This is a genomic window from Sphingomonas crocodyli, from assembly GCF_004005865.1.
Classification (GTDB): domain Bacteria; phylum Pseudomonadota; class Alphaproteobacteria; order Sphingomonadales; family Sphingomonadaceae; genus Rhizorhabdus; species Rhizorhabdus crocodyli.
This window is the reverse complement of the sequence record NZ_SACN01000001.1, coordinates 1,169,003-1,195,442: the sequence shown is the minus strand read 5'-3', so window position 1 is coordinate 1,195,442 and position 26,440 is coordinate 1,169,003. Positions and strand designations below refer to the sequence as shown.

At 65.1% G+C, this 26,440-nt stretch carries 29 protein-coding genes and 1 tRNA gene; 8 read left to right on the top strand and 22 right to left on the bottom strand.

The window, feature by feature from the left end; genetic code table 11:
- Positions 1 to 29: 29 nt before the first annotated feature.
- A complete protein-coding gene (locus EOD43_RS05550) occupies positions 30 to 608 on the top strand; it encodes a hypothetical protein (RefSeq protein ID WP_127741854.1) in 579 nt (192 codons plus the stop codon).
- A 142-nt stretch (positions 609 to 750) separates the two neighbouring features.
- Here EOD43_RS05550 and EOD43_RS05545 read toward each other — a convergent pair whose 3' ends face one another.
- From EOD43_RS05545 to EOD43_RS05530, 4 genes are read right to left on the bottom strand one after another with little or no spacing between them, the layout of a single operon-like run.
- Positions 751 to 1,221, bottom strand: a complete 471-nt coding sequence (locus EOD43_RS05545) for a DUF1178 family protein (RefSeq protein ID WP_127741852.1) — start codon at positions 1,219 to 1,221, stop codon at positions 751 to 753.
- A complete protein-coding gene (locus EOD43_RS05540) occupies positions 1,218 to 2,045 on the bottom strand; it encodes a carbon-nitrogen hydrolase family protein (RefSeq protein ID WP_127741850.1) in 828 nt (275 codons plus the stop codon). Before EOD43_RS05540 ends, EOD43_RS05545 begins: the two co-directional genes overlap by 4 nt.
- Before the next feature lies 1 nt (position 2,046).
- Positions 2,047 to 2,304, bottom strand: coding sequence for a glutaredoxin 3 (gene grxC, locus EOD43_RS05535; RefSeq protein ID WP_127741848.1), 258 nt, complete (start codon positions 2,302 to 2,304; stop codon positions 2,047 to 2,049).
- A gap of 47 nt (positions 2,305 to 2,351) precedes the next feature.
- Entirely contained in the window at positions 2,352 to 3,089 is a 738-nt protein-coding gene (locus EOD43_RS05530; RefSeq protein ID WP_127741846.1) for a ComF family protein, read from the bottom strand.
- Between EOD43_RS05530 and EOD43_RS05525 the strand changes: the two genes are divergently transcribed.
- On the top strand, positions 3,088 to 3,993 hold the full coding sequence (locus EOD43_RS05525; protein WP_127741844.1) for a methyltransferase domain-containing protein: 906 nt from the start codon (positions 3,088 to 3,090) through the stop codon (positions 3,991 to 3,993). The genes EOD43_RS05530 and EOD43_RS05525 overlap by 2 nt on opposite strands.
- Positions 3,994 to 4,113: 120 nt before the next feature.
- On the opposite strand, the gene EOD43_RS05520 is transcribed toward EOD43_RS05525, so the two are convergent.
- From EOD43_RS05520 to lptF, 4 genes are all read right to left on the bottom strand, one after another.
- Positions 4,114 to 5,262 (bottom strand): N-acetyltransferase, encoded by a 1,149-nt coding sequence (locus EOD43_RS05520; RefSeq protein WP_127741842.1) that lies wholly within the window; start codon positions 5,260 to 5,262, stop codon positions 4,114 to 4,116.
- Positions 5,262 to 5,969 carry a sterol desaturase family protein gene (locus EOD43_RS05515; protein WP_127744638.1) on the bottom strand — a complete coding sequence of 236 codons (708 nt, stop codon included), beginning with the start codon at positions 5,967 to 5,969 and terminating at the stop codon, positions 5,262 to 5,264. The genes EOD43_RS05520 and EOD43_RS05515 overlap by 1 nt, the downstream gene beginning before the upstream one ends.
- 288 nt (positions 5,970 to 6,257) lie before the next feature.
- Positions 6,258 to 7,352 (bottom strand): LPS export ABC transporter permease LptG, encoded by a 1,095-nt coding sequence (gene lptG / locus EOD43_RS05510; protein WP_127744637.1) that lies wholly within the window; start codon positions 7,350 to 7,352, stop codon positions 6,258 to 6,260.
- 2 nt (positions 7,353 to 7,354) lie between these two features.
- Positions 7,355 to 8,560 carry an LPS export ABC transporter permease LptF gene (gene lptF / locus EOD43_RS05505; RefSeq protein WP_127741841.1) on the bottom strand — a complete coding sequence of 402 codons (1,206 nt, stop codon included), beginning with the start codon at positions 8,558 to 8,560 and terminating at the stop codon, positions 7,355 to 7,357.
- Positions 8,561 to 8,679: 119 nt separating this feature from the next.
- Between lptF and EOD43_RS05500 the strand changes: the two genes are divergently transcribed.
- Genes EOD43_RS05500 through EOD43_RS05490 form a run of 3 tightly spaced genes read left to right on the top strand, consistent with a single transcriptional unit; the run spans position 8,680 to position 11,100 of the window.
- Complete coding sequence (locus tag EOD43_RS05500; protein WP_127741839.1) at positions 8,680 to 9,207, top strand: DUF2141 domain-containing protein; 528 nt, start codon at positions 8,680 to 8,682, stop codon at positions 9,205 to 9,207.
- Complete coding sequence (locus EOD43_RS05495; RefSeq protein WP_127741837.1) at positions 9,207 to 10,172, top strand: diacylglycerol/lipid kinase family protein; 966 nt, start codon at positions 9,207 to 9,209, stop codon at positions 10,170 to 10,172. Before EOD43_RS05500 ends, EOD43_RS05495 begins: the two co-directional genes overlap by 1 nt.
- Before the next feature lie 4 nt (positions 10,173 to 10,176).
- The gene (locus tag EOD43_RS05490; protein ID WP_127741835.1) at positions 10,177 to 11,100 is read left to right on the top strand and encodes a hypothetical protein; all 924 of its coding nucleotides are present in this window, start codon (positions 10,177 to 10,179) and stop codon (positions 11,098 to 11,100) included.
- Positions 11,101 to 11,238: 138 nt separating this feature from the next.
- Here the strand turns inward: EOD43_RS05490 and EOD43_RS05485 are convergent, their stop codons facing one another.
- From EOD43_RS05485 to EOD43_RS05475, 3 genes are all read right to left on the bottom strand, one after another.
- The gene (locus tag EOD43_RS05485) at positions 11,239 to 13,224 is read right to left on the bottom strand and encodes an ATP-binding protein (protein ID WP_127741833.1); all 1,986 of its coding nucleotides are present in this window, start codon (positions 13,222 to 13,224) and stop codon (positions 11,239 to 11,241) included.
- A 212-nt stretch (positions 13,225 to 13,436) separates the two neighbouring features.
- Positions 13,437 to 14,639, bottom strand: a complete 1,203-nt coding sequence (spt, locus tag EOD43_RS05480) for a serine palmitoyltransferase (RefSeq protein ID WP_127741831.1) — start codon at positions 14,637 to 14,639, stop codon at positions 13,437 to 13,439.
- 9 nt (positions 14,640 to 14,648) lie between these two features.
- On the bottom strand, positions 14,649 to 14,891 hold the full coding sequence (locus EOD43_RS05475) for an acyl carrier protein (RefSeq protein WP_127741829.1): 243 nt from the start codon (positions 14,889 to 14,891) through the stop codon (positions 14,649 to 14,651).
- A gap of 398 nt (positions 14,892 to 15,289) precedes the next feature.
- Here EOD43_RS05475 and EOD43_RS05470 point away from each other — a divergent pair, with 398 nt between their 5' ends.
- Together EOD43_RS05470 and EOD43_RS05465 are read left to right on the top strand one after the other, a co-directional pair.
- Entirely contained in the window at positions 15,290 to 15,835 is a 546-nt protein-coding gene (locus EOD43_RS05470) for a Pycsar system effector family protein (protein WP_127741827.1), read from the top strand.
- Positions 15,835 to 16,272, top strand: coding sequence for a hypothetical protein (locus tag EOD43_RS05465; protein ID WP_127741825.1), 438 nt, complete (start codon positions 15,835 to 15,837; stop codon positions 16,270 to 16,272). Before EOD43_RS05470 ends, EOD43_RS05465 begins: the two co-directional genes overlap by 1 nt.
- Positions 16,273 to 16,333: 61 nt before the next feature.
- Here the strand turns inward: EOD43_RS05465 and EOD43_RS05460 are convergent, their stop codons facing one another.
- The 9 genes from EOD43_RS05460 to hspQ all read right to left on the bottom strand — a co-directional run bounded on the left by EOD43_RS05460 (position 16,334) and on the right by hspQ (position 23,819).
- Positions 16,334 to 17,635: a hypothetical protein gene (locus EOD43_RS05460; protein WP_127741823.1), complete on the bottom strand. Its 1,302-nt coding sequence runs from the start codon at positions 17,633 to 17,635 to the stop codon at positions 16,334 to 16,336.
- Between the two features lie 294 nt (positions 17,636 to 17,929).
- Positions 17,930 to 18,832, bottom strand: coding sequence for an SDR family oxidoreductase (locus EOD43_RS05455; protein WP_127741821.1), 903 nt, complete (start codon positions 18,830 to 18,832; stop codon positions 17,930 to 17,932).
- Positions 18,829 to 19,968 (bottom strand): glutamate 5-kinase, encoded by a 1,140-nt coding sequence (proB, locus tag EOD43_RS05450; protein WP_127741819.1) that lies wholly within the window; start codon positions 19,966 to 19,968, stop codon positions 18,829 to 18,831. The genes EOD43_RS05455 and proB overlap by 4 nt, the downstream gene beginning before the upstream one ends.
- On the bottom strand, positions 19,953 to 21,002 hold the full coding sequence (obgE, locus tag EOD43_RS05445; protein WP_127741818.1) for a GTPase ObgE: 1,050 nt from the start codon (positions 21,000 to 21,002) through the stop codon (positions 19,953 to 19,955). The genes proB and obgE overlap by 16 nt, the downstream gene beginning before the upstream one ends.
- Positions 21,003 to 21,158: 156 nt before the next feature.
- Positions 21,159 to 21,692: a TetR/AcrR family transcriptional regulator gene (locus tag EOD43_RS05440; protein WP_240653092.1), complete on the bottom strand. Its 534-nt coding sequence runs from the start codon at positions 21,690 to 21,692 to the stop codon at positions 21,159 to 21,161.
- A gap of 167 nt (positions 21,693 to 21,859) precedes the next feature.
- Positions 21,860 to 22,429 carry a GNAT family N-acetyltransferase gene (locus tag EOD43_RS05435; protein WP_127741814.1) on the bottom strand — a complete coding sequence of 190 codons (570 nt, stop codon included), beginning with the start codon at positions 22,427 to 22,429 and terminating at the stop codon, positions 21,860 to 21,862.
- Between the two features lie 219 nt (positions 22,430 to 22,648).
- Complete coding sequence (gene rpmA, locus EOD43_RS05430; protein WP_127741812.1) at positions 22,649 to 22,918, bottom strand: 50S ribosomal protein L27; 270 nt, start codon at positions 22,916 to 22,918, stop codon at positions 22,649 to 22,651.
- Between the two features lie 29 nt (positions 22,919 to 22,947).
- On the bottom strand, positions 22,948 to 23,244 hold the full coding sequence (gene rplU, locus EOD43_RS05425; protein ID WP_127741810.1) for a 50S ribosomal protein L21: 297 nt from the start codon (positions 23,242 to 23,244) through the stop codon (positions 22,948 to 22,950).
- 194 nt (positions 23,245 to 23,438) lie between these two features.
- The gene (gene hspQ, locus EOD43_RS05420; protein WP_420822448.1) at positions 23,439 to 23,819 is read right to left on the bottom strand and encodes a heat shock protein HspQ; all 381 of its coding nucleotides are present in this window, start codon (positions 23,817 to 23,819) and stop codon (positions 23,439 to 23,441) included.
- A 139-nt stretch (positions 23,820 to 23,958) separates the two neighbouring features.
- On the opposite strand from hspQ, the gene EOD43_RS05415 reads away from it, so the two are divergent.
- Positions 23,959 to 24,048 (top strand) — tRNA-Ser (locus tag EOD43_RS05415).
- A 248-nt stretch (positions 24,049 to 24,296) separates the two neighbouring features.
- On the opposite strand, the gene EOD43_RS05410 is transcribed toward EOD43_RS05415, so the two are convergent.
- Positions 24,297 to 25,430 (bottom strand): DUF4437 domain-containing protein, encoded by a 1,134-nt coding sequence (locus EOD43_RS05410; RefSeq protein ID WP_127741806.1) that lies wholly within the window; start codon positions 25,428 to 25,430, stop codon positions 24,297 to 24,299.
- A complete protein-coding gene (locus tag EOD43_RS05405) occupies positions 25,427 to 26,374 on the bottom strand; it encodes a DUF4437 domain-containing protein (protein WP_127741804.1) in 948 nt (315 codons plus the stop codon). Before EOD43_RS05405 ends, EOD43_RS05410 begins: the two co-directional genes overlap by 4 nt.
- Between the last annotated feature and the right edge of the window lie 66 nt (positions 26,375 to 26,440).

The following is a 26,440-nucleotide window of genomic DNA, read 5'->3' as shown; positions in this document are numbered from 1 at the left end:
GTGCAGCAACTTTCAGGGATGTCTAAGGCGTGTTCGAATTCTCGACCAACCAGTGGGCGATCATCGGTCTCGTCCTGATCCTCGGCTGGCTGCTGGGCCTGTTCACGATGGCCGGCGGGCGCAAGTGGAAGCAGGGCTATCTGGCCGAACGCGATCGGCGGATCGAACTGGAAAAGCAGCAGGCGACCTATGAAGATCGCCTCGCCGCGCATCAGGCGCAGTCCGATCGCCTCGCGTTGCTCGAAAAGGAACGCGCCGCGCAGGACGCGCGCATCGCCGAACTCGAGCGGGATCGGGATCGCGCGGTCGCAGCCCCCGCAGTCGCGCCCGTCACGTCGGCCACCGCCGGATCGATCGCCGCCGCGGCCTCTGGCCAGCGCGACGATCTCTCGCTGATCTTCGGCGTCGGCCGCGGCGGCGAACAGCGGCTGAACGATCTGGGTATCTATCGCTACAAGGACATCCTCGCGCTGAGCGCCGCCGACGAAGCCGATCTCGAAGCCCGCCTGGGCCTCGAACGCGGCGAAATCGCCGAGGAACGCTGGCGCGAACAGGCCGACCTGCTGGCGCGCGGCAAGTTCGACGAACATGCGCGGTTGTTTGCGTAACCCCCTAAGACCTCCCCGGAACGGGGAGGGGGACCGCGCCGAAGGCGTGGTGGTGGGGTAATCCTGAACAAGAGGTGTCGCGCCAACCCCTCCACCATGCTGCGCATGGTCCCCCTCCCCGTTCCGGGGAGGTTCTATCGGATCAATTCACCTTGCCCGGATCGCTCACCGGCAGCGGCAGCGGTGCAACCGGCACCCCCTCCTCCACCAGCGCACGGGCATCCTCCAGCGAAGCCCGCCCGTGGATCGGGCGGGCGTCGGCCTCGCCCAGATGCATCGCGCGGGCTTCGTCGGCGAAGCGATCGCCGACATTGTCCGATCCTTCGAGCATCTTGGCCTGCACCTTCGCCAGCGCCGCCATCATCGCCTTGTGCTGCGCCGGATCGATCGCGCCGCCCGCCATCGGGACGGAGGCGTCGGCCGGCACCACCTCCGCGCGCTGATTGCCCTTCGCGCCGACGCGCGGCGCCATTACCGCCTTTTCGACCTTGTCCGATCCGCAATAGGGGCAGGTCACAAGCCCGCGCGCCTTTTGCCGTTCATAGTCGTCCGACGATCCGAACCAGATTTCGAACACATGATCCTGCGCGCACTGCAGGTCGAAAACGATCACGCCATCTTCTCCACCGCGGCGATCGGCCGGCGATGCGCGAGCGCGGGAACCCGCGCGCGGACGTCCTCCAGCTTCGCCATGTCGATCTCGGCATAGCCCACGCCGATCTCGTCCCCCATGTCGAGCAGTATCTCCCCCCAGGGATCGACCACCAGCGAATGCCCGTAAGTCTCTCTGCCGTCCTCATGCAAGCCGGCTTGCGCCGAAGCGATGACGAATGATCCCGCCTCGATCGCGCGGGCGCGCAGGAGGACGTGCCAGTGCGCCTTGCCCGTCGGCACGGTGAACGCCGCCGGCACCGCCAGCATCTTCGCACCCGCATTGCTGAGCGCGCGATAGAGATCGGGGAAGCGCATGTCGTAACAGATCGACAGGCCCAGTTCGCCCCACGGCGTCGTCGCCAGCACCGTGCGATCGCCCGGCGCATAGGCCGCGCTCTCGCGCCAGCTTTCGCCCGTCGGCAGATCGACGTCGAACAGGTGGATCTTGTCGTATCGCCCGCGGATCGCGCCCTTATCGTCGATCACGAAGCCGCGATTGACGAGGCGCCCGTCATCCCCGCCCTTCAGCGCAAGGCTGCCGATATGCACCCACAGCCCCGCCTTGGCCGCCGCCGCGCGCACATGCGCCAGCACCTCATCCTCGCCCTCGACATGCAGGTGCCCCGCCGCGCGCTTGCGGTCGCGATCGAGCAGGCCCGACATTTCGGGGGTGAACAGCATCGCCGCGCCGCCCGCCTTCGCTTCGCCGATCGCATCGACGATCGTGCGCGCATTCGCGATCGGATCGATCCCCGATCGCATCTGGAGGACGGCGGCGCGCATCTTATGCGGCCAGCAGCGGATCGAGCTTGCCCTGGCGATCGAGCGCGACGATGTCGTCGCAACCGCCCAGATGCTGATCGTTGACGAAGATCTGCGGCACGGTGCTGCCACCGTTCGACCGCTCCAGCATCTCGGCGCGCTTCGGCCCGCCCATGCTGATGTCATATTCCTCGAAGTCGACGCCCTTCTGACTCAGCAGCGCCTTCGCGCGCGTGCAATAGGGGCAGTACTGCTTGGTGTAGATTTCGACCTTGGCCATAATGTGTTCCTTACTTTCCGCCGAATTGTGGTCGGCGGGTCGCAATGTCAACGCACGGCCCCCGCATCGCGCACCACGCGCGCCCAGCACAGGACGGAGACCGTCCCGGCCCCAGCCCGCTTGAGCGTGCGCGCACAGGCGTTGACGGTCGCGCCGGTGGTATAAACATCGTCGATCAGCAGGATGTGGCGCCCCTTGATGTTTGCTCCCGCGCGAACCGCAAACGCGCCCTGCACGGTGCGCTGCCGCGCCTTGGGGCCGAGGCCGCGCAGCGAAGGCGTCGCGCGGTGGCGCTCGATCAGGTCGACCGCCACCTCCGCCCCCGATATGCGCCCGATCGCCCGCGCCATCAGCGCCGCCTGATTATAGCCGCGCCTCCACAGCCGCCAGCGGTGAAGCGGCACCGGCACCAGCAGCGCATCGGCCGGCACATGCCGCCGCATCAGCGCCGCCATCGTCTTCGCAACGCCCGGCCGCCGCCCATATTTGAGCCGCAGCGCCAGTTTCCGCGCCGTATCCCCATAAGCGACCGCCGCGCGCATGCCCGAAATCGGCGGCGGATCGGCGTGGCAGGCACCGCACAGAGCCTCGGGTCCGGCCGCCAGTTCGAACGGCTCCCCGCACGCCGCGCAGGCGGGGCCGTCGAGGAAATCGAGCGCCGACCAGCAGGCGAGGCAGAAGCTGTGATCGTCCTGCGTCACCACCCCGCACCCCGGACAGCGCGGCGGCAGCGCGTAGCGGACCACCGCGTCGCTTATGCGCCAGATTGTCGCCAAGCCCCCCATGCGCACCTTGTCACCCGCGCCCGCCCGGCGCACAAGCGCGCGCGTGGACAATCCCGAGATATTCGACCGCGCGCTGCGTCGCCTCCGCCGTGACCGCGCCGCGCGCATCTTCGCCGATCACGCCTTCCTGATCGATCATATGGCCGACGAGCTGGCCGAGCGGCTCTCCGCCGTGCAGCGCGAGTTCAAGAACGTCCTGATCCTCGGCAGCCATGACGGCCGCGTCGCCTTGCGCTTCGCCGCCCCCGGCCGCGCGATCGTGCAGGCCGATGCCGGCGCGCGCTTCGCATCGTGGAGCGACGGCACGCAGGCGGACGAGGACCAGCCGGCCTTTGCCCCCGGCAGCTTCGACCTGATCGTCTCGGTCGGCGTGCTCGATCAGGTGAACGACCTGCCCGGCGCCCTCTCGCTGATCCGCCGCGCCTTGCGCCCCGACGGGCTGTTCCTCGGCGCGTTTCTGGGGGCGGGCACGCTCGAATGGCTCCGCTCCGCCACGCTCGCGGCCGACATGGCGGTGGGCGAGAGCGTGTCGCCCCGTATCCATCCGCAGATCGACATACGGTCGGCTGGCGATCTGCTGTCGCGCGCGGGCTTCAATCTGCAGGTGGCGGACGGGGAACGGATCGACGTCGGCTATGGCGATCCGCTGCGCCTGATCGGCGACCTGCGCGGGATGGCCGCGACCAACATCCTCGCCAACCGCGACCGCCGCCCCCTCACCCGCGCGTGGCTGAGCGCCCTGTTCGAAAAGTTCGCGACCGACGCCGACGCGAACGGCCGCCTGCGCGAGCGGTTCGAGATCGTCTATCTGACCGGCTGGTCGCCGGATGCCTCGCAACCCAAACCGGCGAAGCGCGGAAGCGCGACGGCCAGTCTGGCGGCGGCGTTGAAGGGCAAGGAGTAATCCGCCCTCCCCACCTCGTCATTGCGAGAAGCCGAAGGCGACGCGGCAATCCACTCCGAACTGCGGAATGGATTGCTTCGCTACGCTCGCAATGACGAATGTGTGGGACGACGGGGGTAATTACAAAGGCTTCGCGTAAATCCGATAGACCTTGTTGACCTTGCTATCGATCGTCTCGGCGATCGAGCGCATGCCCTGATTGTCCTCCAGCACCCAGCCGATCTCGCCGCGCGAGGCGCCGAAATTGGCGACCGCGTCGCGGCGGATATATTCGATCATCATGAAGGCGAGCTGGCTGGCGAGGCGTGTCGCCTGCAGCTTCTTGACCACGCCCATCAACGGCACGCGCATCGTGCGCACCTGTGGGCGACGCAGGCGCTTGAGCAGCTTGATCCAGCCGAACGGGAACAGCCGGCCGTTCAGATCGCGGGTCAGTTCGTTCAGGTCCGGCCATGTCATCATGAAGGCGACCGGTTCGCCATCCACTTCGGCGACGCGGATCAGATCCTCGAACACGATCGGCTTCAGCTTCTTGCCCGTATGTTCGATCTCGCTCGGCGTGATCGGCACGAAGCCCCAATTGTCCGACCAGGCATCGTTGAGGATCGACAGGATCAGCGCGGCTTCCTCATCGAACTTCGATTTGTCGACCCGGCGGATGCGGATGCGCGCATTGCGCTCACCCGACTGGACGATGCGCTGAACCAGCGGCGGGAAATCGCGGACGATATCGAGATCGTAGGTCAGCAGATCCTTGATCCCGCCATAGCCCAGCGCCTCGATCCAGCCCTGATAGGCCGGATTGTTGTGCCCCATCTCCACCGTCGGCGGATGATCGTGCCCCTGGACGAGCAGGCCGGGCTTTTCCCACATCGAATTGCTGATCGGCGCCATGACGCTGGTCATGTTCATGCCGCGCAGCCAATCCTCCGCCGCGCGGATCAGCGCGTGGGCGACCGCCTCGCTCTCCGCCTCCAGCATGCCCCATTGGCCGATGCCGGGGCCGCCGCCCTGTTCGGGCGGCATGGTGAGGATCAGACGGTCGATATGCGCCGAAATGCGGCCAACCGCCTTGCCGTCGCGCTCGGCGAGGAAAAGCTGCTGGTCGGCATGCTCGTAGAACGGATTCTTCCCCGGCGTGACGAGTTCGAGCGCCTCCATGCGCAGCGGCGGCACCCAGTTGGGATCGGCCGCATTGAGCGCAAACTCGACCTCGACGAACCGCTTGCGGTCCGCCTTGGTGCTGATGGGACGGATGTTGAGGGGCATCAGTGCTGGATGCGGCTGCTCGGATGGCCCGTGGCGACGCCGCCCGAAAGCTGCGCGACCCACGGATAACGCTCGGCCACCTCGGGCGTGTAGCCCAGGTTGAACACCGTTTCGGACTTCTTCGACTTCTCGATCTTCTCGTAATAGGTGCCGAACAGGCGGTCCCAGAAGTAGTTGGTGATGCCGAAATTGCCGCGTTCGTCATGGAAATGATGCGCCATGTGGCGCGCCTTCATCGCGACGATGAACTTCATCTTCGGCTTGTAGGCCAGATGCTGGATGCAGTGGAAGAATTCGTACACGCAGGTCGTGATCAGCCCGGTCGCAAAGGCCGCCAGCGCGGCGCCGGGGCCGCCGATCAGGTAAGCGATCGGCGCGGTCGCGATCGCGATCGTCGGCAGCGTGGTGTGCAGCGCGCCGAACAGGATCTCCAGACGGTTCGGATCCTGATGGTGATCGTAATGGATCCGCTTCCACGTCGCGGCCAGCATCGGCACCTTGTACATCCACTGGCTGTGCAGCACCCAGCGGTGCAGGCAGTACCAGACCGCCGGATAGACCAGGATCGACACGGCGATCGCCGCCAGCGTCGGCAGCGGCGCGGCCGGATAGACGAAGAACAGCCCGATCGCGACAGCCGCGCACAGCAGATAGCCGATGATCGCGGGGTACTGGAAATAGGCAACCCAGAGCTGCTTGAGCGTCATCCGGTCCAGATGGTGCTCTTTGGCCCAGAAGGCGGGCTTGGCGTTCGAAAGCTTCACGCGATGTTCCTTGCGACGCCTGCTTGTGAGCGCAGGCTTCCATATTGGGCATCGCCAATGGCTTGGCAATAAGGCGGATTTGCGACCGACCTATGTCCTGATCCTCCCCCGCCAGGGGGAGGTGGCGCCGAAGGCGACGGAGGGGGAGGATACGAAACCTCCCGTTAGCCGCCGCCCTCCCCCTCCGTCAGCTGCGCTGACACCTCCCCCTGGCAGGGGAGGATTAAATGGTCACTCCTCCGTCCGGATCAGCACGGTTTCGCCGATCAGCAGGAACAAGAGGAACGGCGCCCAGGCGGCCAGCATCGGCGGATAGGCGCCCAGATTGCCCATCGCGAGCGCGAAATTGTCCGCCACGAAATAGGCGAAGCCCAGCGCCATGCCGATCACCGCGCGCACGAACAGCCGCCCCGATCGCGCCAGGCCGAAGGCCGCGACGCCCGCCAGCAGCGGCATCAGCACCGCCGACAGCGGCCCCGAAATCTTGTGCCACATATTGGCTTCCAGCGTGCCGGTCGGCCGCCCCGCGGCGTTCAGATCGGCGATCGCGTCGCGCAGCGCGGGCAGCGACTTGGCGTTGGGATCGACGCTCGCCAGCGTGAAACGATCGGGCGTCACGCCCTTGGCGAAATCGAAATAAGGCAGCTTTTCGGTCACGCCGCGCTTCACGTCGAACCGCGTCACGTCGCTCACGCGCCAGCCGCCCGAAATCTGGATCGCGCGCGCGCCCTTGATGATCGCCAGCAGCGTGCCGCCGTCGCGATCGTAGATCGATACGCCGTCCAGCCGGGTCGCTGCCCCGCGCCCGCTGGCGCTGTTGGCGTGGACCAGATCGTCGCCGTCGCGCACCCAAACGTTCGCGACGATGCCGCGATCGACCGGGATCGGCCCGTAATTGGCGTTCTGCCACGCGGTGAGCGTCGCGGTCGATCGCGCCACCACCCGCTCGTTGAACGCAAAACTCAACGCCGCCACGCCGATGCTCGCCAGCACGAGCGGCGCGAGGATCTGATGCGCGGAAACGCCCGCCGCCTTCATCGAGATGATCTCGCTGTTCTGGTTCAGCGTCACCAGCGTGATCAGCGTGCCCAGCAGCGCCGCAAAGGGCAGGAATCGCTGGATGATCTGCGGCACGCGCAACGTCGTATAGACCCACAATTCATGGTCGCCATTGCCCGGCCAGGCGAGGATATCGCCCGATTCCCCGAGCAGATCGAGCGCCATCAGCACGATCACCAGCGCCGCCAGCACCGCCGCCGATCGCACCAGGAACATGCGCATCATGTAGAAGGTGAGCGTGCGCGACGTGAAGAAATTGAGGTTCAGCTTCATGCCGGCAGATACCTCCGCACGGCCTTGAACCAGCGGATCAGCATCTTGAGCCCCTTGTCGGCGACGCGCTCCAGCGCGCCGATCGGCTGGCCGCCCGGCACGAAGGCGATCGTGCGGAACATCCACCATGTCAGCGCCCCGAAGGCGAGGAACGGCACCCAAAGCGCAATCAGCGGATCGATCCGGCCCAGCGCCGCGACCGATGCGGCATATTCGTTGATCTTGTGCTGCGTCACCAGCAGCACGATCGACACGAACACGCCCAGCGCGGACGAGGATCGCTTCGGCGGCACCGCCAGCGCCAGCGACAGCATCGGCAGCAGGAACATCGTCGCCACCTCGACCAGGCGGAAGTGGAATTCGGCGCGATATTCGGATTTCACCTTGGCCGGCGTGCGATCGTCATGCGCGACGCGCGCCAGTTCCGGAATCGTCATTTCCAGATCGCGGCCGCCGCGCTGGCGGAACGCCTCCATCTTCGGCAGGTCGATCGGCAGATCGTGGCCGACGAAGCTCAGCACGCGCGGCTCCTTGAAGCCCGGCGCATCGTGGACGAGCACGCCGTTGCGCAGCCGCAGGATGATCGTGTCGGGATCGTCGGTGGCCATGAACTGGCCATGCTCGGCGGTGACGGCCAGGCTCTTTCCGTCCTTGCCGTCGTTCATCACGAAAATGCCCGAAAGCTCGCGCCCGCCGTCGCGGCTGTCCTCGATGCGGACGGTCAGGCCCTTGCCGAGCTTGGTGAACTCCCCGACCTTGATCGACGCGCCCAGCGCGCCGGACCGCAGTTCGAAACGAATGCCTTCATAGGCATAGCGCGAATAAGGCTGAATGAAGCCCACGATCGCCAGATTGAGCAGAGCCAGCGCGATCGCATAGGCATAAGGCACGCGCAGCAGCCGCACATAGCCCATGCCCACCCCGCGCATCACGTCCAGTTCGGACGACATGGCCAAGCGGCGGAACGCCAGCAGACAGCCCAGCATCAGCCCGATCGGGATGCCCAGCGACATATATTCGGGGATCAGATTGGCGAGCATGCGCCACACCACGCTCACCGGCCCGCCTTCCTGAACCACGAACTGGAACAGGCGCAGCATCTTGTCGAGCGTGAGCAGCATGGCCGCGATCACGAGCGTCGCGATCAGCGGCGTGGCGATCAACTTGGCCAGATAACGGTCGGTTAGCGTGCCAAATCTCAACTTTTAGACGCCTCTTGACCATGTTCTGGCCGCAATCGCGACCCATCTGTCGACTCATGGAGGCGAGTGCCGGCCATGCGCTTCGAGCGCGGGCTATAGCCTCCGGGAGTAGAGAGGTCATGTCGAAACTTACACGCGGACTATTGGGAGCGGCGATCGCACTGGCGGGTAGCGCCGGCGCGGGCCTTCCCGCGCATGCCGCCATCCTCGGCCCCGAGGCCGCCGCCTGCGCCCCCGGCGCGAAGACCCCGGCCCTGCTGGTCAGCATCGACGGGTTCAAGGCGCGCACGGGCAATTTGCGGGTTCAGCTCTATGGTCCGAACCCCGACGATTTCCTTGCCAAGGGCAAGAAGATGAAGCGGATCGAAATGCCGGTCAGCGCCAATGGCGCGATGGACGTGTGCGTCGCGCTGCCCGCCACGGGCGATTATGCGATCGCGGTGCGCCACGATGTCGATGGCAGCGGCAAATCGAACTGGGACGATGGCGGCGGCTTTTCGCGCAATCCGAAGCTGTCGCTGCTCTCGCTCAAGCCCGATTATGACAAGGTCGTGATCCACACCGAAAACGGCGTGAAGCGCGTGCCGGTGACGATGCAGTACCGCAAGGGCCTGTCCATCGGCCCGATCGCGATGGCCAGCCGCTGATGGTCGAAGTCGCGCTCCTGTCCAACCCGCGGTCGACGGGCAACAAGCATCTGTTGCCGCGGGTGCGGAGCTTCTGCGCCCAGCATAGCGAAGTCTTCCATTACGAAGTCGAAAGCGTCGAGCAGATCGGTGAGGCGCTGCGCACCATTGCGCGCGTCAAGCCCAAGGTGCTGGTCGTCAACGGCGGCGACGGCACGGTGCAGGCGGCGCTGACCGAACTCTATCTGGGTGGCCATTTTGATGGTTCGCCGCCTCCCGTCGCGGTTCTGCCCAACGGCAAGACCAACCTGATCGCGCTCGATCTGGGCGCGGTCGGCGATCCGATCGATGCTCTCAAGCGCGTGCTGGAAATCGCCCGTAGCGACATGGGCGATCATGTCGTCGTGCGCGAACTGATCGCCTTGTCGGGGCATGAGACCGGCAAGCCGGTGTTGGGCATGTTCCTGGGCGGTGCGGGTCTGGCCGACTCGATCCTCTATTGCCGCAACAAGATCTATCCGCTGGGCCTGCCCAACGGGCTGAGCCACGTCATCACCGCCATCGCGGTGATGATGGCGCTGGTGCTCAACATCCGCGCCGCCTTCCTGCCGCCGCGCGCGACCCAGATGAAGGTGACGATGGTTCGCCAGGGCCAGTTGCAGGGGAAGTTCGCGGTGCTGATCGTCACCACGCTTCACCGCTTGCTGCTGGGCAGCGATATCGGCCGCACCACCAACGGCATGCTGCAGATGATCGCGGTCGAACAGACCCCGATGGCGCTACTGCGTGCGCTGGGCGCCAGCCTGTTCGGTATGATCGGCCGCAACCGGATGCAGGGTGTCCACATCCAGCAGGGCGACGAGATCCGGATCGAAGGCGATCGTTCGTCGGTGATTCTCGACGGCGAAATCTTCCAGCCGGTCGCCGGCGGCGTGCTGGTGCTGAAGCCGACCGCGCCGGTGTCGTTCGTCAAGCTCGCGGCCTGATTTCGTGACATCCCCCCTCTCCGCCCTGGTCGCGGAGGAGCTGGCCCTGCCCGTCGAACCCGCCGTGGCCGCGATGGCCGCCGCCATCGCCGCGCGCTACCCGAACGCCGCGCGTGCGGTGCTGTTCTACGGATCGTGCCTGCGCGAGACGCGGCTCGACGGGTTGATGCTCGATTTCTATCTGATCGTGTCGGATTATCGCAGCGCCTATAGTGGCGGCTGGCTGGCGTGGGCGAACAAGCAGATCCCGCCCAACGTCTTCCCGTTCGAACATGATGGCCTGGTCGCCAAATATGCGGTGCTGAGCGAGGCCGACTTCGCCGCGCTCAACCGGCCGGAAGCGTCGAGCGTGTCGGTGTGGGCGCGCTTTGCCCAGCCATCGCGACTGGTGTGGGCGGCGGACGATGCGGCGCGGGCGACGGCGGTGGCGGCGATATCGGAAGCGCCGGTCACCTTGTTCGAACTCACGATGCCGATGATGGGGCACGGCACCGAATATCAGATGGCGGACGTATGGCGTCGCGGCTTTCAGCTTACCTACGGCGCCGAATTGCGGGCCGAGCGAAAGGGGCGGAACAATAGCGTCGTCGATGCCGATCCTGATCGATACGAACGCTTCGGCCTGGCGGCTGGATCGCAAATCGCGGCGCGACGGGGCATCGGCCCGAATGGCGAAGTGCCCGATGCCCTTTCGCCGACGGCGGCCAATCGTCGTTGGACGAAGCTCCAGCGCCACGGCAAGCTGCTCACCCTCGCCCGCCTTGCCAAGGCGACGACAACCTATGCCGGCGGGATCGATTATCTCGCGTGGAAGATCAACCGCCACGCCGACGCCGCCATCACCATCCGCCCCTGGCAACGCCGCTGGCCGATCCTCGGCGCACTCAGCCTGCTGCCCAAGCTGCTGATGAAGGGTTCGGTCAGATAATCCTCTCCCGGAGGGAGAGGGGGACCATCCGCAGGATGGTGGAGAGGTATTGGCCGGCAGCGGAGGTTTCGTTTGTGGCGAATACCCCTCCACCGGCTATGCCGGTCCCCCTCCCCCTCCGGGGGAGGATTTTAAGGGTTAAGCCGCCGCCACGCCCGGCGTCGCCGTCACCTGCCGCGCCATCGTCTTGTCGATCGCGCCGCCCAGCGCTGCGACGGTGAAGGGTTTGCGCAGCACCTCATGCCCCGCAAAATCGTCGGCCTGCCCCGCCTCGCCGACATAGCCGGTGACGAACAAAACCGCGACGTCGGGGCGCACGTCATGCGCGCGGGCGACCAGTTCCGGCCCGGTCATCCCAGGCATCATCACGTCGGTCATCAACAGGTCGATGCGCAGCGCGCCGTCGAGCAGCGCCAGCGCCTCCTGCCCGCTCGCGCAGCCGGTGACGCGGTGGCCGAGTTCGGTGAGCGCGGCGCGGGTCGCGGCGTGGACGCGGCTGTCATCCTCGACCATCAGCACGTCGAGCGTCCCGCCGCCCGGCAGGGTCGCGATCGGCGGGATCGTCCGTTCGCGCCGCACCGCGCCCGCCGCCGCGTGGCGCGGGAAATAGAGCGAGATCGTCGTGCCGCGCCCCGGTTCGGATTCGATGCGAATATCCCCGCCCGACTGGCGGACGAGGCCGAAAATCTGGCTGAGGCCCAGCCCCGTCCCCTTGCCCGCCGGCTTGGTGGTGAAGAAGGGTTCGAAGGCGCGGGCGCGCACCGCCTCGCTCATCCCGCTGCCCGTATCGGTGACGGCGATGCGCGCATAATCGCCCGCGGGCACCGCCTCGCCATCGCCCACGCTGATATTGCGCACGTCGATGTCGAGCCGCCCCTCCCCCTCCATCGCGTCGCGCGCGTTGACGGCCAGGTTGAGGATCGCATTTTCCAGCTGATGCCGGTCGACCCAGATCGGCCACACCCGGCTGCCCGCCGACGTATGCACCACGATCCGCTCGCCCAGCGTGCGATCGAGCAGGTCGGTCATCCCCTGCACCAGCCGATCGGGCTGCACGCTGTCGGGCAGCAAAGGCTCGGCGCGCGCGAAGGACAGCAGGCGGCGCGTGAGTGCGGAGGCGCGATCGGCCCCCTCCATCGCGCTTTCGAGATATTGGCCGGTTTCGGCAGACCCTTGCGCGAACTTGCGCCGCGCCATGTCGATCCCGCCGACGACGACCGCGAGCATATTGTTGAAATCATGCGCGATGCCGCCGGTCAGTTGGCCGACCGCCTCCATCTTCTGCGCCTGCGCTAGCTGCGCCTCGGCGCGGGCGCGCGTCTCGGCCTCTTCCTTCAGCTGCGCATTGGCCTCACGCAGTTCGCGCGTCCGTTCGGCGACGGCGGTTTCGAGCGCGGTTGCGCGATCGCCCTCCGCCTCCGCCAGCGCATCGGCCGATCGCCGCCCGGAGGCCGCCGCCGCCGCGAGCCAGCCGAGCAGCAGCGCCGCCGCGACCATCCCCAGCCCCAGCACCGACAGCAAGGTCGAGAAATTGTTCGCCCGCTCGCCCGAAAAGATCGTCGCCTGCGATCGATCGGCCAGCCGTTCGCGCTCATTGCCCGCAATCTCGGCCAACAGGCGCGTGATTCGCTCGACATTGATCGAGCTGCCCGCCTTGCTGAACTGGCCGACCGCGTACCAGCCCTTCTTCACATTCGCGAAGGCCGCCGCCGCCGCCAACTCGCGCTCGCGATCGGCCAGCACGTTGCCGAGCCGGTCGACCAGAGCGGTCTGTTCGGGTTCGTCAGCGGTCAGATCGCGCAACTGCTTGAGCTGCGCCTTCGCACGGCGCCATTCGTCGTAGAAGATCGTGCCGGTGCGCCGATCCGAACTCACCACATAGCGGCCCAGCGCCGCCTCCGCCCGCGCGATCGATGCGTCGAGCGAGCGGGTGAGCACCATCACGTCGCGGCTATGCTGTTCGCGCTTGAGCGCCAGATCGCGTTCGGCATTCGACCGCGCGACCATCGTGACGACCGCGAGCAGCAGCCCCACCACCGCCAACGCCGCGATGATCGCCGCCGCCAGCCGCAACAGGGCGGGCGGAAGTCCCTTATCGATCGCGGCGGGGGAAAATGTCGCCATGCGCACAGTTTAGCACGTCCCAGCTTTGGGACCAGTACGGATTGGAGGGAGTTCGACGAACGGCACTGCGGCCCTAGATCCTCCCCCGGAGGGGGAGGTGGCAGGCCGAAGGACTGACGGAGGGGTATTGGTCGGCAGCGATACGCCCAGCCTCTTGCTACCCCTCCACCGCTTCGCGGTCCCCCTCCCCCTCCGGGGGAGGATTTAAAGGCTCAGGGAATAACCCCCGTCGCGCGCCCTGCGCGTTCGAACATGCCCAGGATCTCGCCGACCTGCTCGTCGGTATGTTCCGCGCACAGCGAGCAGCGGAGCAGGAACATGCCGGCGGGCGTCGCGGGCGGGCGGGCCGTGTTCACGTAAAGCCCCGCCTCCAGCAGGCCCTGCCACAGCGACACGGCCTGCGCCATGTCGGTCAGGATCACCGCGATGATCGCCGATTGCGCGCTCTCGGTGCCCAGCTTGTAGCCCATGTCGCGCAGCCCCTGATGGAGCCGCTTCGAATTCTTCCACAGATGCGCGCGCTTTTCGCCCGCATGCATCAGCTTGCGGATCGAGGTCGCGGCGGTCGCGACCACCGACGGCGGCAGCGATGCCGTGAAGATATACGGGCGCGACACCAGCCGCATCACTTCGAACTTCGGATGGTTCGAAACGCAGAAGCCGCCGACCGTGCCGACCGATTTGGAGAAGGTGCCGACGACGAAGTCGATATCCTTCTCGCACCCCATCTCTTCATAGACGCCGCGGCCGTTGGGGCCGAAAAAGCCCATGCCGTGCGCCTCATCGCACAGGATCATCGCGCCGTGCTTCTTGGCGACCGCCACCATCTCCGGCAGCGGCGCGACATCGCCCAGCATCGAATAGACGCCTTCCAGCACCACCAGCTTGCCGGCCTCCGCAGGCAGGCGGCCCAGACGCTTGTCGAGATCCTCGACGCTGTTGTGGCGGAACCGGACGACCTCGGCCTTGCCCATCGCGCAGCCGTCATAGATCGACGCATGGCTGTCGGCGTCGAGGATGATGTAATCCCCCTTGCCCGCCAGCGCGGAAATCATGCCCAGATTGGCCTGATATCCGGTCGAAAAGACGATGGCGTGATCGACGCCATAATATTCCTTGAGCGCGTCTTCGCAGTCCTTGTGGCCCGAATAGGTGCCGTTCAGAACGCGGCTGCCCGTCGTGCCCGACCCGAATTTGTCGAGCGCGGCCTTGCCCGCGGCGATCACGTCCGGATCGAACGTCATCCCCATATAATTATAGGTGCCGAGCAGGATGGTGCGCTTGCCGTTGATCATCGCCTCGGTGGGCGACAGCACCTTGTCCATCACGATCGCATAAGGATCGCGGACACCGGTGGCGAGCAGCGCCTCGCGCTCGTTGATCAGCGGATCGAATTTCGTGAAAAGATCGACCACGGGCTTCTGTCAGTCCTTGAGCTTGGCGACCGCATCGACCAGCTGGCCGACGGTTTCGATTTCGGCCTGCATGTTCATCGTGATGATGATGTCGAACTCGTCCTCGATCGCGGCGACGAAATCCATCACGGTCAGGCTGTCCCATTCGAGATCGCCCGCGAAGGTCGTCGCGTCGGTGAGCTTGATGCCCTTCTTGTTGAACGGCGCGATCTGCTCGGCCACCGTTTCGAAAATCTCGTCTCTGTCGCTCATGGGGCGTCCTTTAGGATGGTCGTGCCGGGATTGCCAAGCGAATGCGGCGGGATCGGGGCGCTAAGACGACCTTCCGCCATATAATCCGCCCCCGCCTCCCCACCTCGTCATTGCGAGGAGCCGCAGGCGACGCGGCAATCCAGGCCCGCACGGGAGTGGGTCGCGACATACTCTCGTGCGGGCCTGGATTGCTTCGCTCTGCTCGCAATGACGAGGTTGGGGGGACGGGCGGCCCTCTCCGTCATTCCCGCGAAGGCGGGAACCCATCCAGTCTCTCCGCAAGCGAAAGCTTCGGATAGGCCCCCGCCTTCGCGGGGGTGACGGAGCAGGGGTGACGGAAAGGGAAAGAAGTGCCATCGTTCGCGTAACAATCCGGGGGGATTGGCCTGGGGATGAAAATGAGCCGCGACGACGAACCGCCACGTCCGAAACCGAAGGGCACGTTCGCGCCCGACGCGGTCCACCTGCTGCGCACCACCCAGCAGATCCAGTATCAGTTGAGCCAGATGGCCGATCAGAAGGCGAGCATGCTGATGGGCGCCACCTTCGTGATCTTCACGATCACGATCGGCATGGTGAACTCGAAAGGCGGCGCGCCGCTCGCGCTTCTCGTCCTCGGCGCATCGGCCTTCGTCGCCGCGCTGCTCGCGGTGCTGGCGGTCCTCCCCTCGACCAAGGTTCCGCCCAAGGCGGACGGCCCCGCCAACATGCTGTTCTTCGGCAGCTTCACCCAACTGACCGAGGAGCAATATGTGCAGATGATCCTGGATTCGGTCGGCGACAGCGACGTCGTCTATGCCGCCTTCGCGCACGATATCTACCAGAATGGCCGCGTCCTCGCGCGCAAGAAGTATCGGCTGCTCGGCTACGCCTATCGCGTCCTGCTGGGCGGCCTGATCTTCAGCTTCGTGCTGTTCGTCGGCCAGTTCGCGATGAATTACTGATGTTCAGCTTCGTTCACGATGCCGACGCCAACATCCTGCGCATCAGCGTGGAGGGGCTGTACGAGATGGAGGACGTTCCCGCGCTGGGCGCCGCCCTGCTGAGCGCGGCGCAGCGCGGCGCGCTGACCACCGGCGATTTCGACGTCCTCGTGGAATCGCTCGATTTCCCGCTCCAGCATGAGGATGTGAACGAACAATTCGTCGCGATCATGCAGGCCGGTATGGCGATGACGACGGGTTACGCGGCGATCGTCGTCGGCAGCCCCGAGAATTACGAACAAGCCTCCCGCACCCAACGCCACCCCCGCCTGCGCGTGTTCATGTCGATGGCGGAAGCGGAGGACTGGCTGGCGCAGATGGGCGCGGCCAAACTCGACGATGCGGGCGTGAAGCAGGCGGAGAGCATCGAGGCGCTACGGAAGTTGGCGGGGATTTAGGGACAACGCATCACCAACGCGGCCTACACGCAATGAACTACATTCACACGATCAAACATGATCAGAAAACAACATCGCTTTTTACAGCGTGCGCGATCTGGTGATAAAATGAGTGGAGACCCAAGCAGATATCACCGCCGATATCTTCCTCTGCGTTAGTTAGGGCCTCGCGCGCCTCTCGCCGATCTTGAATTTTCCCAACCGACCACATGCAGCCAGCAAGAAGCAGCGTAGCTGCGCCTATTGCAGATTGCATGTGCCCCAGGAATCCGGCAGCTGCGCCCGGCACAAGGATGGAACTCATCGTTCCAGCGGTCCCTTTAACAAGCTCGCAGTTCGTCTTGAACTGGAGTCCCCTACGCTGCTTTTCGACTTCGGCTGACCGCAAACGATAATCGTTGATCCGATCTGCAACCGTTTTGTCAAACGCCTCGGAATCTCCGCCGAGTTTCGCAAGATCGCTTACAGAGCGTAGAAGGTCATCTCTTCCTTCGGCCTGCCGTCCCCACGCCGACGTGCGTAGCTTCAAAACGTCATCAATCGACATCTTCTGGAGCACCTCTTCGTTGAGATATTCTCCGTGAGCGATGTTCAAAACCCTGTTACGCAACAGCCAATGCGGATCATCTTCCGCTACAATGTCGATGACATCTGCCGCCCTGCGCGCAAAAGACCCTGCAATTCTACTGGGCTGATCACCCGCGAATACCGGCACCAAATCCTTCGCCGCACAATATCCAATCGCTTTCATAGTCGAGGCAATCCGACCCCTCGCAATTTGGGATAGCACCTCCCGCAGTTGCTCGCGCTCTAGATTTCCCTGCAAATCTGGCAGTTGAGGATCATCATTTATCCTATTATCAGCCCAGCCATTCGGAGCCGCAAGTTCCTGTATTAGCTCATCAGGCAACGACATAAGCTCTTTATCGCCACTAACGGCGGCAACAAGAACATCATTATCACGCCCAACATTCCGATAGCTCCACAGCATAAATTCCGGGTTTAATGAATAATCTCCCATTAAAACTGCGCCGATTGTAAATTGCTTTTCTGTCTGAAGGTCGTAAGTCGAAACCACATCAATCAAGCCGTCCGCGCGTGCTGGCTTCAACACTTCAAGCAATTCATCAAATCGATTGTCATAATTTTGAGTCTTGCCGAGACAACGGGCGCTTTGTCCACCCAGCTTACCTCCGAACAAGGCCGGCATCCCCATCGCGAGCATGAATGATTGCGGGGGGATGAAATCTCGGTCGGAAGGATCAGCGATGAAAATTTTGTCGAATGTCAGCAGTGCACGCTTAACTTCGACCTCGGTTGGCGGACTTTCAGCCGGCGCCAAGTACGCATTTCGGATAGCCATCGTCACCTCCCCCGGTAGTAGGGCAGGCCCTACTCAGGCAAAACTAACACGCGAGAGATTACCCACAAACAGCGCACTCAGTTCAACTCATGGCTTGACAAGCCAGAACAAACAGAGTACATATTCTGCCGTAGCGCGCCCGCGCATCGGCTCTTTCTCACTGTCGGCGGCATCGCACTTATTGCAAGTGAATCGCAACAACCTCACTGGGGACTGATTTCCCGCGATGACGTAGTGACAAGTTTGACAACTTTCGCGCCCCAGCGTGACGCTGCGACTCGTATCGCGAGCAGCCTAGAGCCAGCCCTCTTTGCGATAGGCTTCGGCGGTCGCCTTCAGGCCCACCAGCCCCGGCAGTTCGGGGGTCCACAGGCTTGCGGGCGGGCGCTTCGCGCTCACCCAGTCGGGGTGGCAGAAATAGGCGACGCGATCGCGGGTCAGCTTGGCCTTCGGGCCGCGCCGCGCCTCTTCATACAAGGCGCCGAGGCGCAGCGCGAATTGGGGGACGGGCAGCGCGATCACGCGGGGATTGCCCACCGCCTCGCCCAGCATCTTGCCGAACTCCCGATGGCCATAGCCGGTCGCCGCGCCGTCATCGGGTTCGTACATCTGGTCGATCGTCTCGCCGGCCGTGATCAGATCGATCAGCAGCCGTGCCAGATCCTGCGCCGCGATGATCGACAGGCGGCCGCGCGGGGGCAGCGGCACAAACCCCTTCTTCGCCAGCCGGAACAGCTCCAGCATCTCGCGATCGCCGGGGCCGTGGATCGCGGGCGGGCGCACGATCGTCCAGTCGAGCGACGACTGGCGCAACATCGCCTCCGACGCCGCCTTCGACCAGCCATAGTTGGACAGGTCCGGCTCACGCGCCGACAGCGACGAGACGTGGATGAACCGCTTCACGCCCACGCCCTCGCACGCCGTCGCCAGCGTCGCCGTGCCGGTGACATTGCCTTCGACGAAGCCGGCCAGCGTCGGCGCGTTGATCACGCCCGCAATGTGGATCACCGCGTCGGCGCCCTCGACCAGATCCATCAGCGCGCGGGCATCCTCCAGCGTACCGGGCACCCATTCGACATTGGGGCGCGGCAGCTGCGCACGGCGGGTGAGCGCCGCAATCGCATGCCCCCGCTCCGCCGCGACGCGCAGGACGTGCCCGCCCAGAAAGCCGGTGCCGCCGGTGACCGCTATCCTCACAGGAGCACCATATGATCGCGGTGGACCATCGTGGATCGCGGGGCATAGCCCAGGATCGCCTCATGCTCGTCGCGGCGCTTGCCCACGATCGCGGCGGCATCGGCGGCGTCATATTCGGCCAGCCCGCGCGCCAGCAGCGCGCCATCCGCCCCCACGATGTCGATCACGTCGCCGCGCGCGAAGCGGCCCTCGACGCTGGTCGCGCCCGCCGCCAGCAGGCTGCGGCCCGATGTCAGCGCGGTCGCGGCGCCGGCGTCGACCGCGATGCGCCCCTTCGACGTCAGCCGTCCCGCCAGCCACGCCTTGCGCGCCGAGCCGGATTTGGTGCCCAGGAACACGGTGCCGCGCCCGTCGGCGTCATAGGCGGCCAGCGGATGATCGCGCTTGCCGGAGATGATCGCGAGGTGCGCGCCGGACGCCTGCGCGATCCGCGCCGCCTCCAGCTTGGAGATCATGCCGCCCGATCCCATGCCCGACGCCGAACCGCCATCGGCCATCGCGCGGATCTTCGCATCGATCCGGGCGACTTCGGGCACCAGCTTGGCGGCCGGGTCACGGTGCGGATTGGCGGTGTAGAGGCCGTCGATGTCGGACAGCAGGATCACGCCCTGCGCATCCGCCGCCTGCCCGATCCGCGCGGCGAGCCGATCGTTGTCGCCGAACCGTATCTCCTCGGTCGCGACCGAGTCATTCTCGTTGATCACCGGCACGACGCCCAGGCTCAGCAGCCGATCGAGCGTGGAGGCGGCATTGAGGAAGCGGCGGCGATCCTCAAGGTCGTCCAGCGTCACCAGGATCTGCGCGGCGGTCAGCCCCTTCGCGCCCAGCAGTTCGGCCCAGCAGTGCGACAGCGCGATCTGCCCCGTCGCCGCGGCCGCCTGTGCGTCCTCCAGGCTGGCGCGCCCGCCCTTGGGCAGCTTCAGCCGGCGTGCCCCCAGCGCGATCGCGCCCGAGGAGACGACCGCGATACGCTGCCCCGCCGCATGGCGCGCGGCGATGTCAGCCACCACGCCCTCCAGCCAATCACGCCGCACCTTCCCGTCCGGATCGACGAGCAACGCCGACCCGATCTTGATGACCAGGCGGGAACAGGCGGCGGGAGCGAAGCGAGAAGCGCCGCTCAGATCGGCGACCATTCGATCGTGTCCTCGCCCTCGTCGCCATCCTCGACCACGCCGGGCTCCGGCCCGATCGCTTCGAGCAGCTTGTCGAGCGCCCAATCGACGCCCACGCCGCTTGCGCCCGAAATCGGGATCACCTCGGCCCCGCTCTCCTCCTCAAGCTCGGCCGAGAGCGCGGCGATCAGCTCGTCATCCAGCGTGTCAATCTTGTTGAGCGCGACGATCACCTGCTTCTCGTCGAGGCCCGCGCCATAAGCCTCCAGCTCGTCGCGGACGATCCGGTAGCTGCGCGCGACATCGGGGTCATTCGCGTCGACGAGGTGGAGCAGCACGCGGCACCGCTCGATATGGCCCAGGAAGCGATCACCGATCCCCGCGCCCTCCGCCGCGCCTTCGATCAGGCCGGGGATGTCGGCGATCACGAACTCGCGCTGCTTGTGCCGCACCACGCCCAACTGCGGCCGCGTGGTCGTGAAGGCATAGGCGCCCACCTTCGCCTGCGCGTTCGTGACCTGATTGATGAAGGTCGATTTGCCGGCATTGGGCAGGCCGACAAGGCCCGCATCGGCGAGCAGCTTGAGCCGCAGCCACACCCACGCCTCTTCATACGGCCATCCGGTGCCGTGCTGGCGCGGGGCGCGGTTCGTGGACGTCTTGTAGGTGGCGTTGCCGCGCCCGCCGTCGCCCCCGCGCAGGAAGGTGACGCGCTGGCCCTTCTGGGTGAGGTCGAGCAGGAGCGAGCGTTCCTCGTCGTCCGCCAGGATCTGCGTGCCGATCGGCACCTGGATCACCAGATCGTCGCCGCCCGCGCCCGTGCGATTCGAACCCGCGCCGCCATGTCCGCGCTGCGCCCGGAAATGCTGGGTGTAGCGGAAGTCGATCAGCGTGTTGAGGCCGGCGACGGCTTCGAAGATGATGTCCCCGCCCTTGCCGCCATTGCCGCCGTCGGGGCCGCCATACTCAATGAACTTCTCACGCCGGAAGCTCACCGCCCCCGGTCCGCCTCCGCCCGAACGGACGAAGATCTTGGCCTGATCCAGAAAATGCATCGCGCGCCTTTATACGATTTGGCCGGATTTTGAAGCCTTGGCGACAACCTACCCCTTATTCGTCATTGCGAGGAGCCGTAAGGCGACGCGGCAATCCACTCCGAACTGCGGACTGGATTGCTTCGCTATGCTCGCAATGACGAGTGGGGAGAGTGGCTACCAGCCGCGCATATGCTTGATCTGGGTCGCCATCGTCTCGCGCATCGCTTCGCGCGGGAGATCGAGGGCGCTGGCGATCGGCGCGCCGAGGAGGCCGTCGGCCAGCGCGCCCATGACGAGCGCCTGCGTGATCCGGCGCACCGAAGCGCCGCGATGATCGCCCAGCTGCTCGACCAGATCGTGGAGCGATTCCATGATCGGCGCCAGCGCGGCATGATCGCCCGACAGCGTCATCCACGACATCAGCGCCGACAGCCCTTCGCGTTCGAAGATGTCGAAGACCAGATCGACCACCGCGCGGGCATCATCCTCGGTCTCGCGCATGCGGCGGACTTCGGACGCGATCGTGCCGACGACGCGCACGGCCATCGTTTCGGCCATCGCGCGGCGCAGCCCTTCGGCCGATCCGAAATGGTGGAGCACATTGGCATGGGTGCGGCTGATGCGCTTTGCGACGGCCGTGAGCGTCACGGCCTGCGGTCCTTCGTCGGTCAGGATCCCGCACGCGGCCTCCAGGGCCACCTTGCGCATTTCAACATTGTTCAGTCGTGCACGCTGCTGCGGCATCGATACTTCCCCAATCGCGACCGCCCCCGCCGCTGATTGGCCGGCTTTAGAGGCTTTCGGTGAAAGAGGATAGACCCGAGACTGTCACCAAATTGGCGCGATTACTGTCGACGATTACTGGCGGCCATATTTCAGGCCGCCAGCGCATCCTCGCGATCATAATGCATTTCACCGTCCTGGGGCGTGCCGCGACTACCGGCTTTGCGCCGATATTCGACGCAAGGCTCCACGCTGCCCCGCGCACGGCACGTCCGCGTCACGGTGCGGCCGGTCGGCTCGAAGCCCAGCTTGCGCAACACGCGGCCCGACGCCGGATTGTCTGCGAAATGGCCTGCGACCAGATTCGGCAGACGCAGGCTGGAATCGGCGATGTCGCACACCGCCTGCCCCGCCTCGGTCGCGAAACCGAGACCCCAATAAGGCCGCGCGATCCAATAGCCGAGTTCGACGCCGTCATCGGTCGAATCGAGGCCGATCCCGCCGATCAGCCGCGGCGAAGCGCCAGTGCGCGCGAAGATCAGGAAATTGGGCAAAGGCCCACGCTCTGCCGAAACGAACGCCTCGGCATCGGCTTGGCTATAAGGCCAGGGTACACGGGCAAGCTTGCTGACCACCGCGAAATCGGCGATCGCAGCCGCCAGCGCGGGTGCATCTTCTCTCCATGCCGGCCGCAACAGCAGCCGTTCAGTCCGTGCGAACATCGTGGATTCTCTCCCTCTCCGCCGCCCCGAAAACGCCTTTGCTCGCAAAAGGTTACAGGGAAGCGACAAATATTTTCAGCCCTGAAAAATCAGGCCCGAAAACGGATGTGAAAGTGAGGGAAACACGAAAAAGGGGACGGTCTCCAGACCCTCCCCTCGCAGCCCATCTGAGTGGGTGCTCGGGTCGCCCTCAAGGCGACCCGTATTTCGGATCGCCGGTTACTCGGCGGCTTCGGCCAGACCGTCGACGCTGACGAATTTGCGACCGAGCTTGCCATCGTGGAAGCGGACGCGGCCGTCGGTCAGCGCGAACAGCGTGTGATCCTTGCCCATGCCGACATTGACGCCCGGATAAACGCGGGTGCCACGCTGGCGGATGATGATGTTGCCGCCGATCACTTCCTGACCGCCGAACTTCTTGACGCCAAGGCGACGGCCGGCCGAATCACGACCGTTACGCGACGAACCGCCTGCTTTCTTATGTGCCATTGTCTAGACTCCTGGTTCGCTTCGCGGGCTTAGCCGATTGCCGTGATCTTAAGGATCGTGTGCTGCTGGCGGTGGCCGTTGCGGCGGCGATAATTGTGGCGGCGGCGCTTCTTGAAGACGATGACCTTCTCGCCCTTCGCCTGCGCGATGATCTCGGCCGAAACGGTCAGGCCCGAAACGTCCTTCAGGTCCGAACCTTCGCCCGCGAGGAGCACGTCGTCCAGCGACACGGTCGAGCCCGCGTCACCCACGATCTTCTCGACGACGATCTTGTCTCCTGCGGCAACGCGATACTGCTTGCCGCCCGTGCGCACGATAGCGAACATGGCCCTCATCACTTCTTCAAAGCTGTTAGCGCGAACGTGATGACTTTTGGCCATCTGCCTCCACGCGGAAAGACCGGCTCCCTATGGGCAGAGCGGCCGATTGTCAACGAAGAGATTCAGCATTTCCCGCGTTTGACGCAGCTTTGCCGAGTCCCGCCAGAGTCCTCACATCCCCGGATGGAGTCTTCGCACCCTTAGTGGCGGTGTTCGCGCCTCAGATGGTAGCGGCCGTCGACGAATCCATCGAACAGCCCGGCAATTGCGGGATGCTCGATCTGTTCGTCGCTGTCGTCGCGCACCAGGTTCTGCTGGCTGACATAGGCGACATAGCTGCCTTCATCATTCTCCGCGAAGAGATGGTAGAAGGGCTGGTCCTTGGCCGGGCGCATGTCCTGGGGAATCGATTCGTACCATTCCTCGCTATTGGCGAAGACGGGGTCGATATCGAACACCACGCCGCGAAACTCGAAGATCCGATGGCGCACCACATCGCCGATCGCAAAGCGGGCGTGCGAAATGGGCGGAACGGCGATTCCAGCGATGATCGCGCTGTCCGGCGCGGGCGGGGAAGGCAGATTCTTCTCTATCACAAGGGATAATGTAGGGTGGATGGCGCAACATGCAAGCACGGGCTTGGCAAGCCCAAACTCTTGGGCTAGAGCGCCGCCTCCATCGACCGGACGGGCCATCCTGTGGCTCGGAGATGACCTCTGCGGAGAGGTGGCAGAGAGGTCGAATGCGCCGCACTCGAAATGCGGTTTACGGGCAACCGTAACGTGGGTTCGAATCCCACCCTCTCCGCCACACACCCCGTCACCGGGGTTCCAACATATTGAAACGTCGCTGCGTGCGGCCTGCCGACGGCACGGCGATATCGAGCCGATAGCCTATCGGCTCGGCTGCTGGCGCGATGTCGCGCGGGCACAGATCATCACGGCGACAAGCGCCTGCGATCCGCGGGGATCGCGACGTCACGCCGAGGGCGCGACGACGGCTGGGCCGAAAAAAGGGGCCGCCGAAGCGGCCCCAGTCATATGCGCCTGCTGAAACCCTTATTCGTGCGGCACGTAGCGCGGCACGTCATAATCATATTTGCGCCAGTCACCCTGCTTGTACTCGATGCCCGTCTTGTAGGTGCAGTCGGTGACGTAGGTGGCCCACAGGCGCGTTCCGGTGCGCACCAGGGTCCAGCCCCAGTTCGCCTCGCCATTGCCCTTTACAAGGTTGCCGTCGCCATCCTTCTCGCCCGGAGGCGCCTGCGCGACCGTGCCGTGCGCGACGCCCGCCGCGCGCCAGAAATAGCCGCGCGTGCCCCGCTTGTAGGAGGAGACGCCGCCTTCGACGCACTCGCCGCCATATTTCGCCTTGGTCGGCCCGCGCTCGTCCGAGGTCGCGACGCGGGTGCCTTCCGGAATATAATATTCCTCGAAGCTGGGATGGACCTCGGCGCCGCCGCCGAAATTGCCCGGCTTGTCGCTGGGCGGTGCGGCGATGCCCGAGACGAACGTCATCCACGTCATCTCGCCCGTATCGGGATCGCGCCGCATCAGGCTGTGGAGATAGCCCGGAAAGTTGCCGCCCTGGCGATAAGCGGGAAACGGATCGTCGACATACCAGGTATATTTGTAGCGGTTCCAGTCGCGCACGCGGGCATGGGCGCGGGCACCGGCCTTGCTGGTGGCCGACGCGACGAACTTCGGCGCCCCCTTATACCATTGCAGCAGCACCGCACCCTGACGCGACGTCGTCGCGCCATGCTGCAGACCCGCGGGCATATAGCTGTACGAATATTTGGTCAGCTTTTCGTCGCCGATGCTCAGATCGCCGTCGAGGACGACGATCTCGTTATCGACCTCGTCATAGCCGGCGGGCTGGGTCCAGCCGGCGGGAACGTAGGTAATCTGCGCGACGGCATCCATGCTGGGCGACTGACTAAGCAGGCGGCGCTGCAGGCCCGCTGTGATTCCCGGCGCCTGAAACGCCTCCCACGTCACGAACTCGATGTTCGGGATGTTGTGCATCAGACCCGGACGGCCTTCGACCTCATAGCCCTTTTCGGGCACCGGGAAGGGCGGCGCCTGGTTGACGGTGGGCGGGCCGAACTGTTCGGCGAAGGCAGGCAGCGCGGCGACGGTCGCGCCGGCGGCAAGTGCCACGGTCAGGCACAATTTCGCGCGCAGCTTCATTTCGCACCTCCCGCCGCCTTGGCAGCCGGCTCGACGCACTGGTTACGATAGGTTTCCCAATGGCCGGGCCCGGTGCGGTAGAGCCACACCGCGAAGCTGTCCGAATATTGGCTCAGACCACCATGCGCGGTGCCTGCGGGACGGAAGAAATAGCCGTTGGTGCCATAGGTGCCCGCAACCTGCCCTTCCGGCAGGCATTCGGCGACGGTCATGTCGCCGGCGAGCATATAGCCCTCCTGCCAGCTCTTGCTCGACGCCCAGAGCGGCAGATCGCCCTCCCCGCTCATCACCGGATAGCCGCCCGGCGACATCGCGATCCACGTCTTCTGCCCGGTCTTCGGATCGAGACGCAGCAGGCGGACATGGACGGGCGAGTTCTTCATAACCGGCTCGTCACGATATTTCGGCAGGCTCGCCGGGCCGGTGACGGCGATGTCGTTATAGGCAAGGCCATCGATCGCGTCGGCCGCCTTCGTGCCCGCCTTCGACTTCGCGCTTGCCGTATAATCCGGCGCGCCGGCCCAGAACATCAGGACGGTCGCGCCCTTTTCGGTGCCGTAGCTGTGCGCATAGCCTGCGGGATAATAAGCATAGCCATAGCGGCCGACCGGCTTGGTCCCGATGCTGAGTCCGCCTTCGACGACGAACATCTCGAGATCGGCCGAGTGATAGCCCGACGGCTGCTTCCAGCCTGCGGGCAGCTTCGCCAGGATCGTGCGCGCGCCGGTCTTCTCGTCGAAGCTCAGCTGCTTGAACTCGGCGGTCGGCAGGCCGGGGAAGACCAGCGGGCGCAAATGCAGCACGCTCGGTTGCACGAAGCCCACGAACTCGGTCGCACGATCGCGCGATTCCGGGATCCGGATATCCGCCGCAAGGGCCGACGTGCCCAGCAGCACAGTGCTGCACAGGGTCAGGCCCAATCGAAGTCGATTGCTTATTGGCATTGGCAGCTCCCAAAATATCTGCGGTTATCGACCGCAAAATCGTCAGATTCTAACACGTAACACTCT

Coding starts and splice junctions, on each gene's coding strand:
- EOD43_RS05540 (WP_127741850.1), bottom strand. CDS start 2,045: ATGCGCGCCGCCGTCCTCCAGATGCGATCGGGGATCGATCCGATCGCG.
- grxC (WP_127741848.1), bottom strand. CDS start 2,304: ATGGCCAAGGTCGAAATCTACACCAAGCAGTACTGCCCCTATTGCACG.
- EOD43_RS05525 (WP_127741844.1), top strand. CDS start 3,088: ATGCGCACCTTGTCACCCGCGCCCGCCCGGCGCACAAGCGCGCGCGTG.
- EOD43_RS05530 (WP_127741846.1), bottom strand. CDS start 3,089: ATGGGGGGCTTGGCGACAATCTGGCGCATAAGCGACGCGGTGGTCCGC.
- EOD43_RS05520 (WP_127741842.1), bottom strand. CDS start 5,262: ATGCCCCTCAACATCCGTCCCATCAGCACCAAGGCGGACCGCAAGCGG.
- EOD43_RS05515 (WP_127744638.1), bottom strand. CDS start 5,969: ATGACGCTCAAGCAGCTCTGGGTTGCCTATTTCCAGTACCCCGCGATC.
- EOD43_RS05500 (WP_127741839.1), top strand. CDS start 8,680: ATGTCGAAACTTACACGCGGACTATTGGGAGCGGCGATCGCACTGGCG.
- EOD43_RS05495 (WP_127741837.1), top strand. CDS start 9,207: ATGGTCGAAGTCGCGCTCCTGTCCAACCCGCGGTCGACGGGCAACAAG.
- EOD43_RS05485 (WP_127741833.1), bottom strand. CDS start 13,224: ATGGCGACATTTTCCCCCGCCGCGATCGATAAGGGACTTCCGCCCGCC.
- EOD43_RS05475 (WP_127741829.1), bottom strand. CDS start 14,891: ATGAGCGACAGAGACGAGATTTTCGAAACGGTGGCCGAGCAGATCGCG.
- EOD43_RS05470 (WP_127741827.1), top strand. CDS start 15,290: ATGAGCCGCGACGACGAACCGCCACGTCCGAAACCGAAGGGCACGTTC.
- EOD43_RS05465 (WP_127741825.1), top strand. CDS start 15,835: ATGTTCAGCTTCGTTCACGATGCCGACGCCAACATCCTGCGCATCAGC.
- EOD43_RS05460 (WP_127741823.1), bottom strand. CDS start 17,635: ATGGCTATCCGAAATGCGTACTTGGCGCCGGCTGAAAGTCCGCCAACC.
- proB (WP_127741819.1), bottom strand. CDS start 19,968: ATGGTCGCCGATCTGAGCGGCGCTTCTCGCTTCGCTCCCGCCGCCTGT.
- obgE (WP_127741818.1), bottom strand. CDS start 21,002: ATGCATTTTCTGGATCAGGCCAAGATCTTCGTCCGTTCGGGCGGAGGC.
- EOD43_RS05440 (WP_240653092.1), bottom strand. CDS start 21,692: ATGCGCAAGGTGGCCCTGGAGGCCGCGTGCGGGATCCTGACCGACGAA.
- EOD43_RS05435 (WP_127741814.1), bottom strand. CDS start 22,429: ATGTTCGCACGGACTGAACGGCTGCTGTTGCGGCCGGCATGGAGAGAA.
- rpmA (WP_127741812.1), bottom strand. CDS start 22,918: ATGGCACATAAGAAAGCAGGCGGTTCGTCGCGTAACGGTCGTGATTCG.
- rplU (WP_127741810.1), bottom strand. CDS start 23,244: ATGTTCGCTATCGTGCGCACGGGCGGCAAGCAGTATCGCGTTGCCGCA.
- EOD43_RS05410 (WP_127741806.1), bottom strand. CDS start 25,430: ATGAAGCTGCGCGCGAAATTGTGCCTGACCGTGGCACTTGCCGCCGGC.
- EOD43_RS05405 (WP_127741804.1), bottom strand. CDS start 26,374: ATGCCAATAAGCAATCGACTTCGATTGGGCCTGACCCTGTGCAGCACT.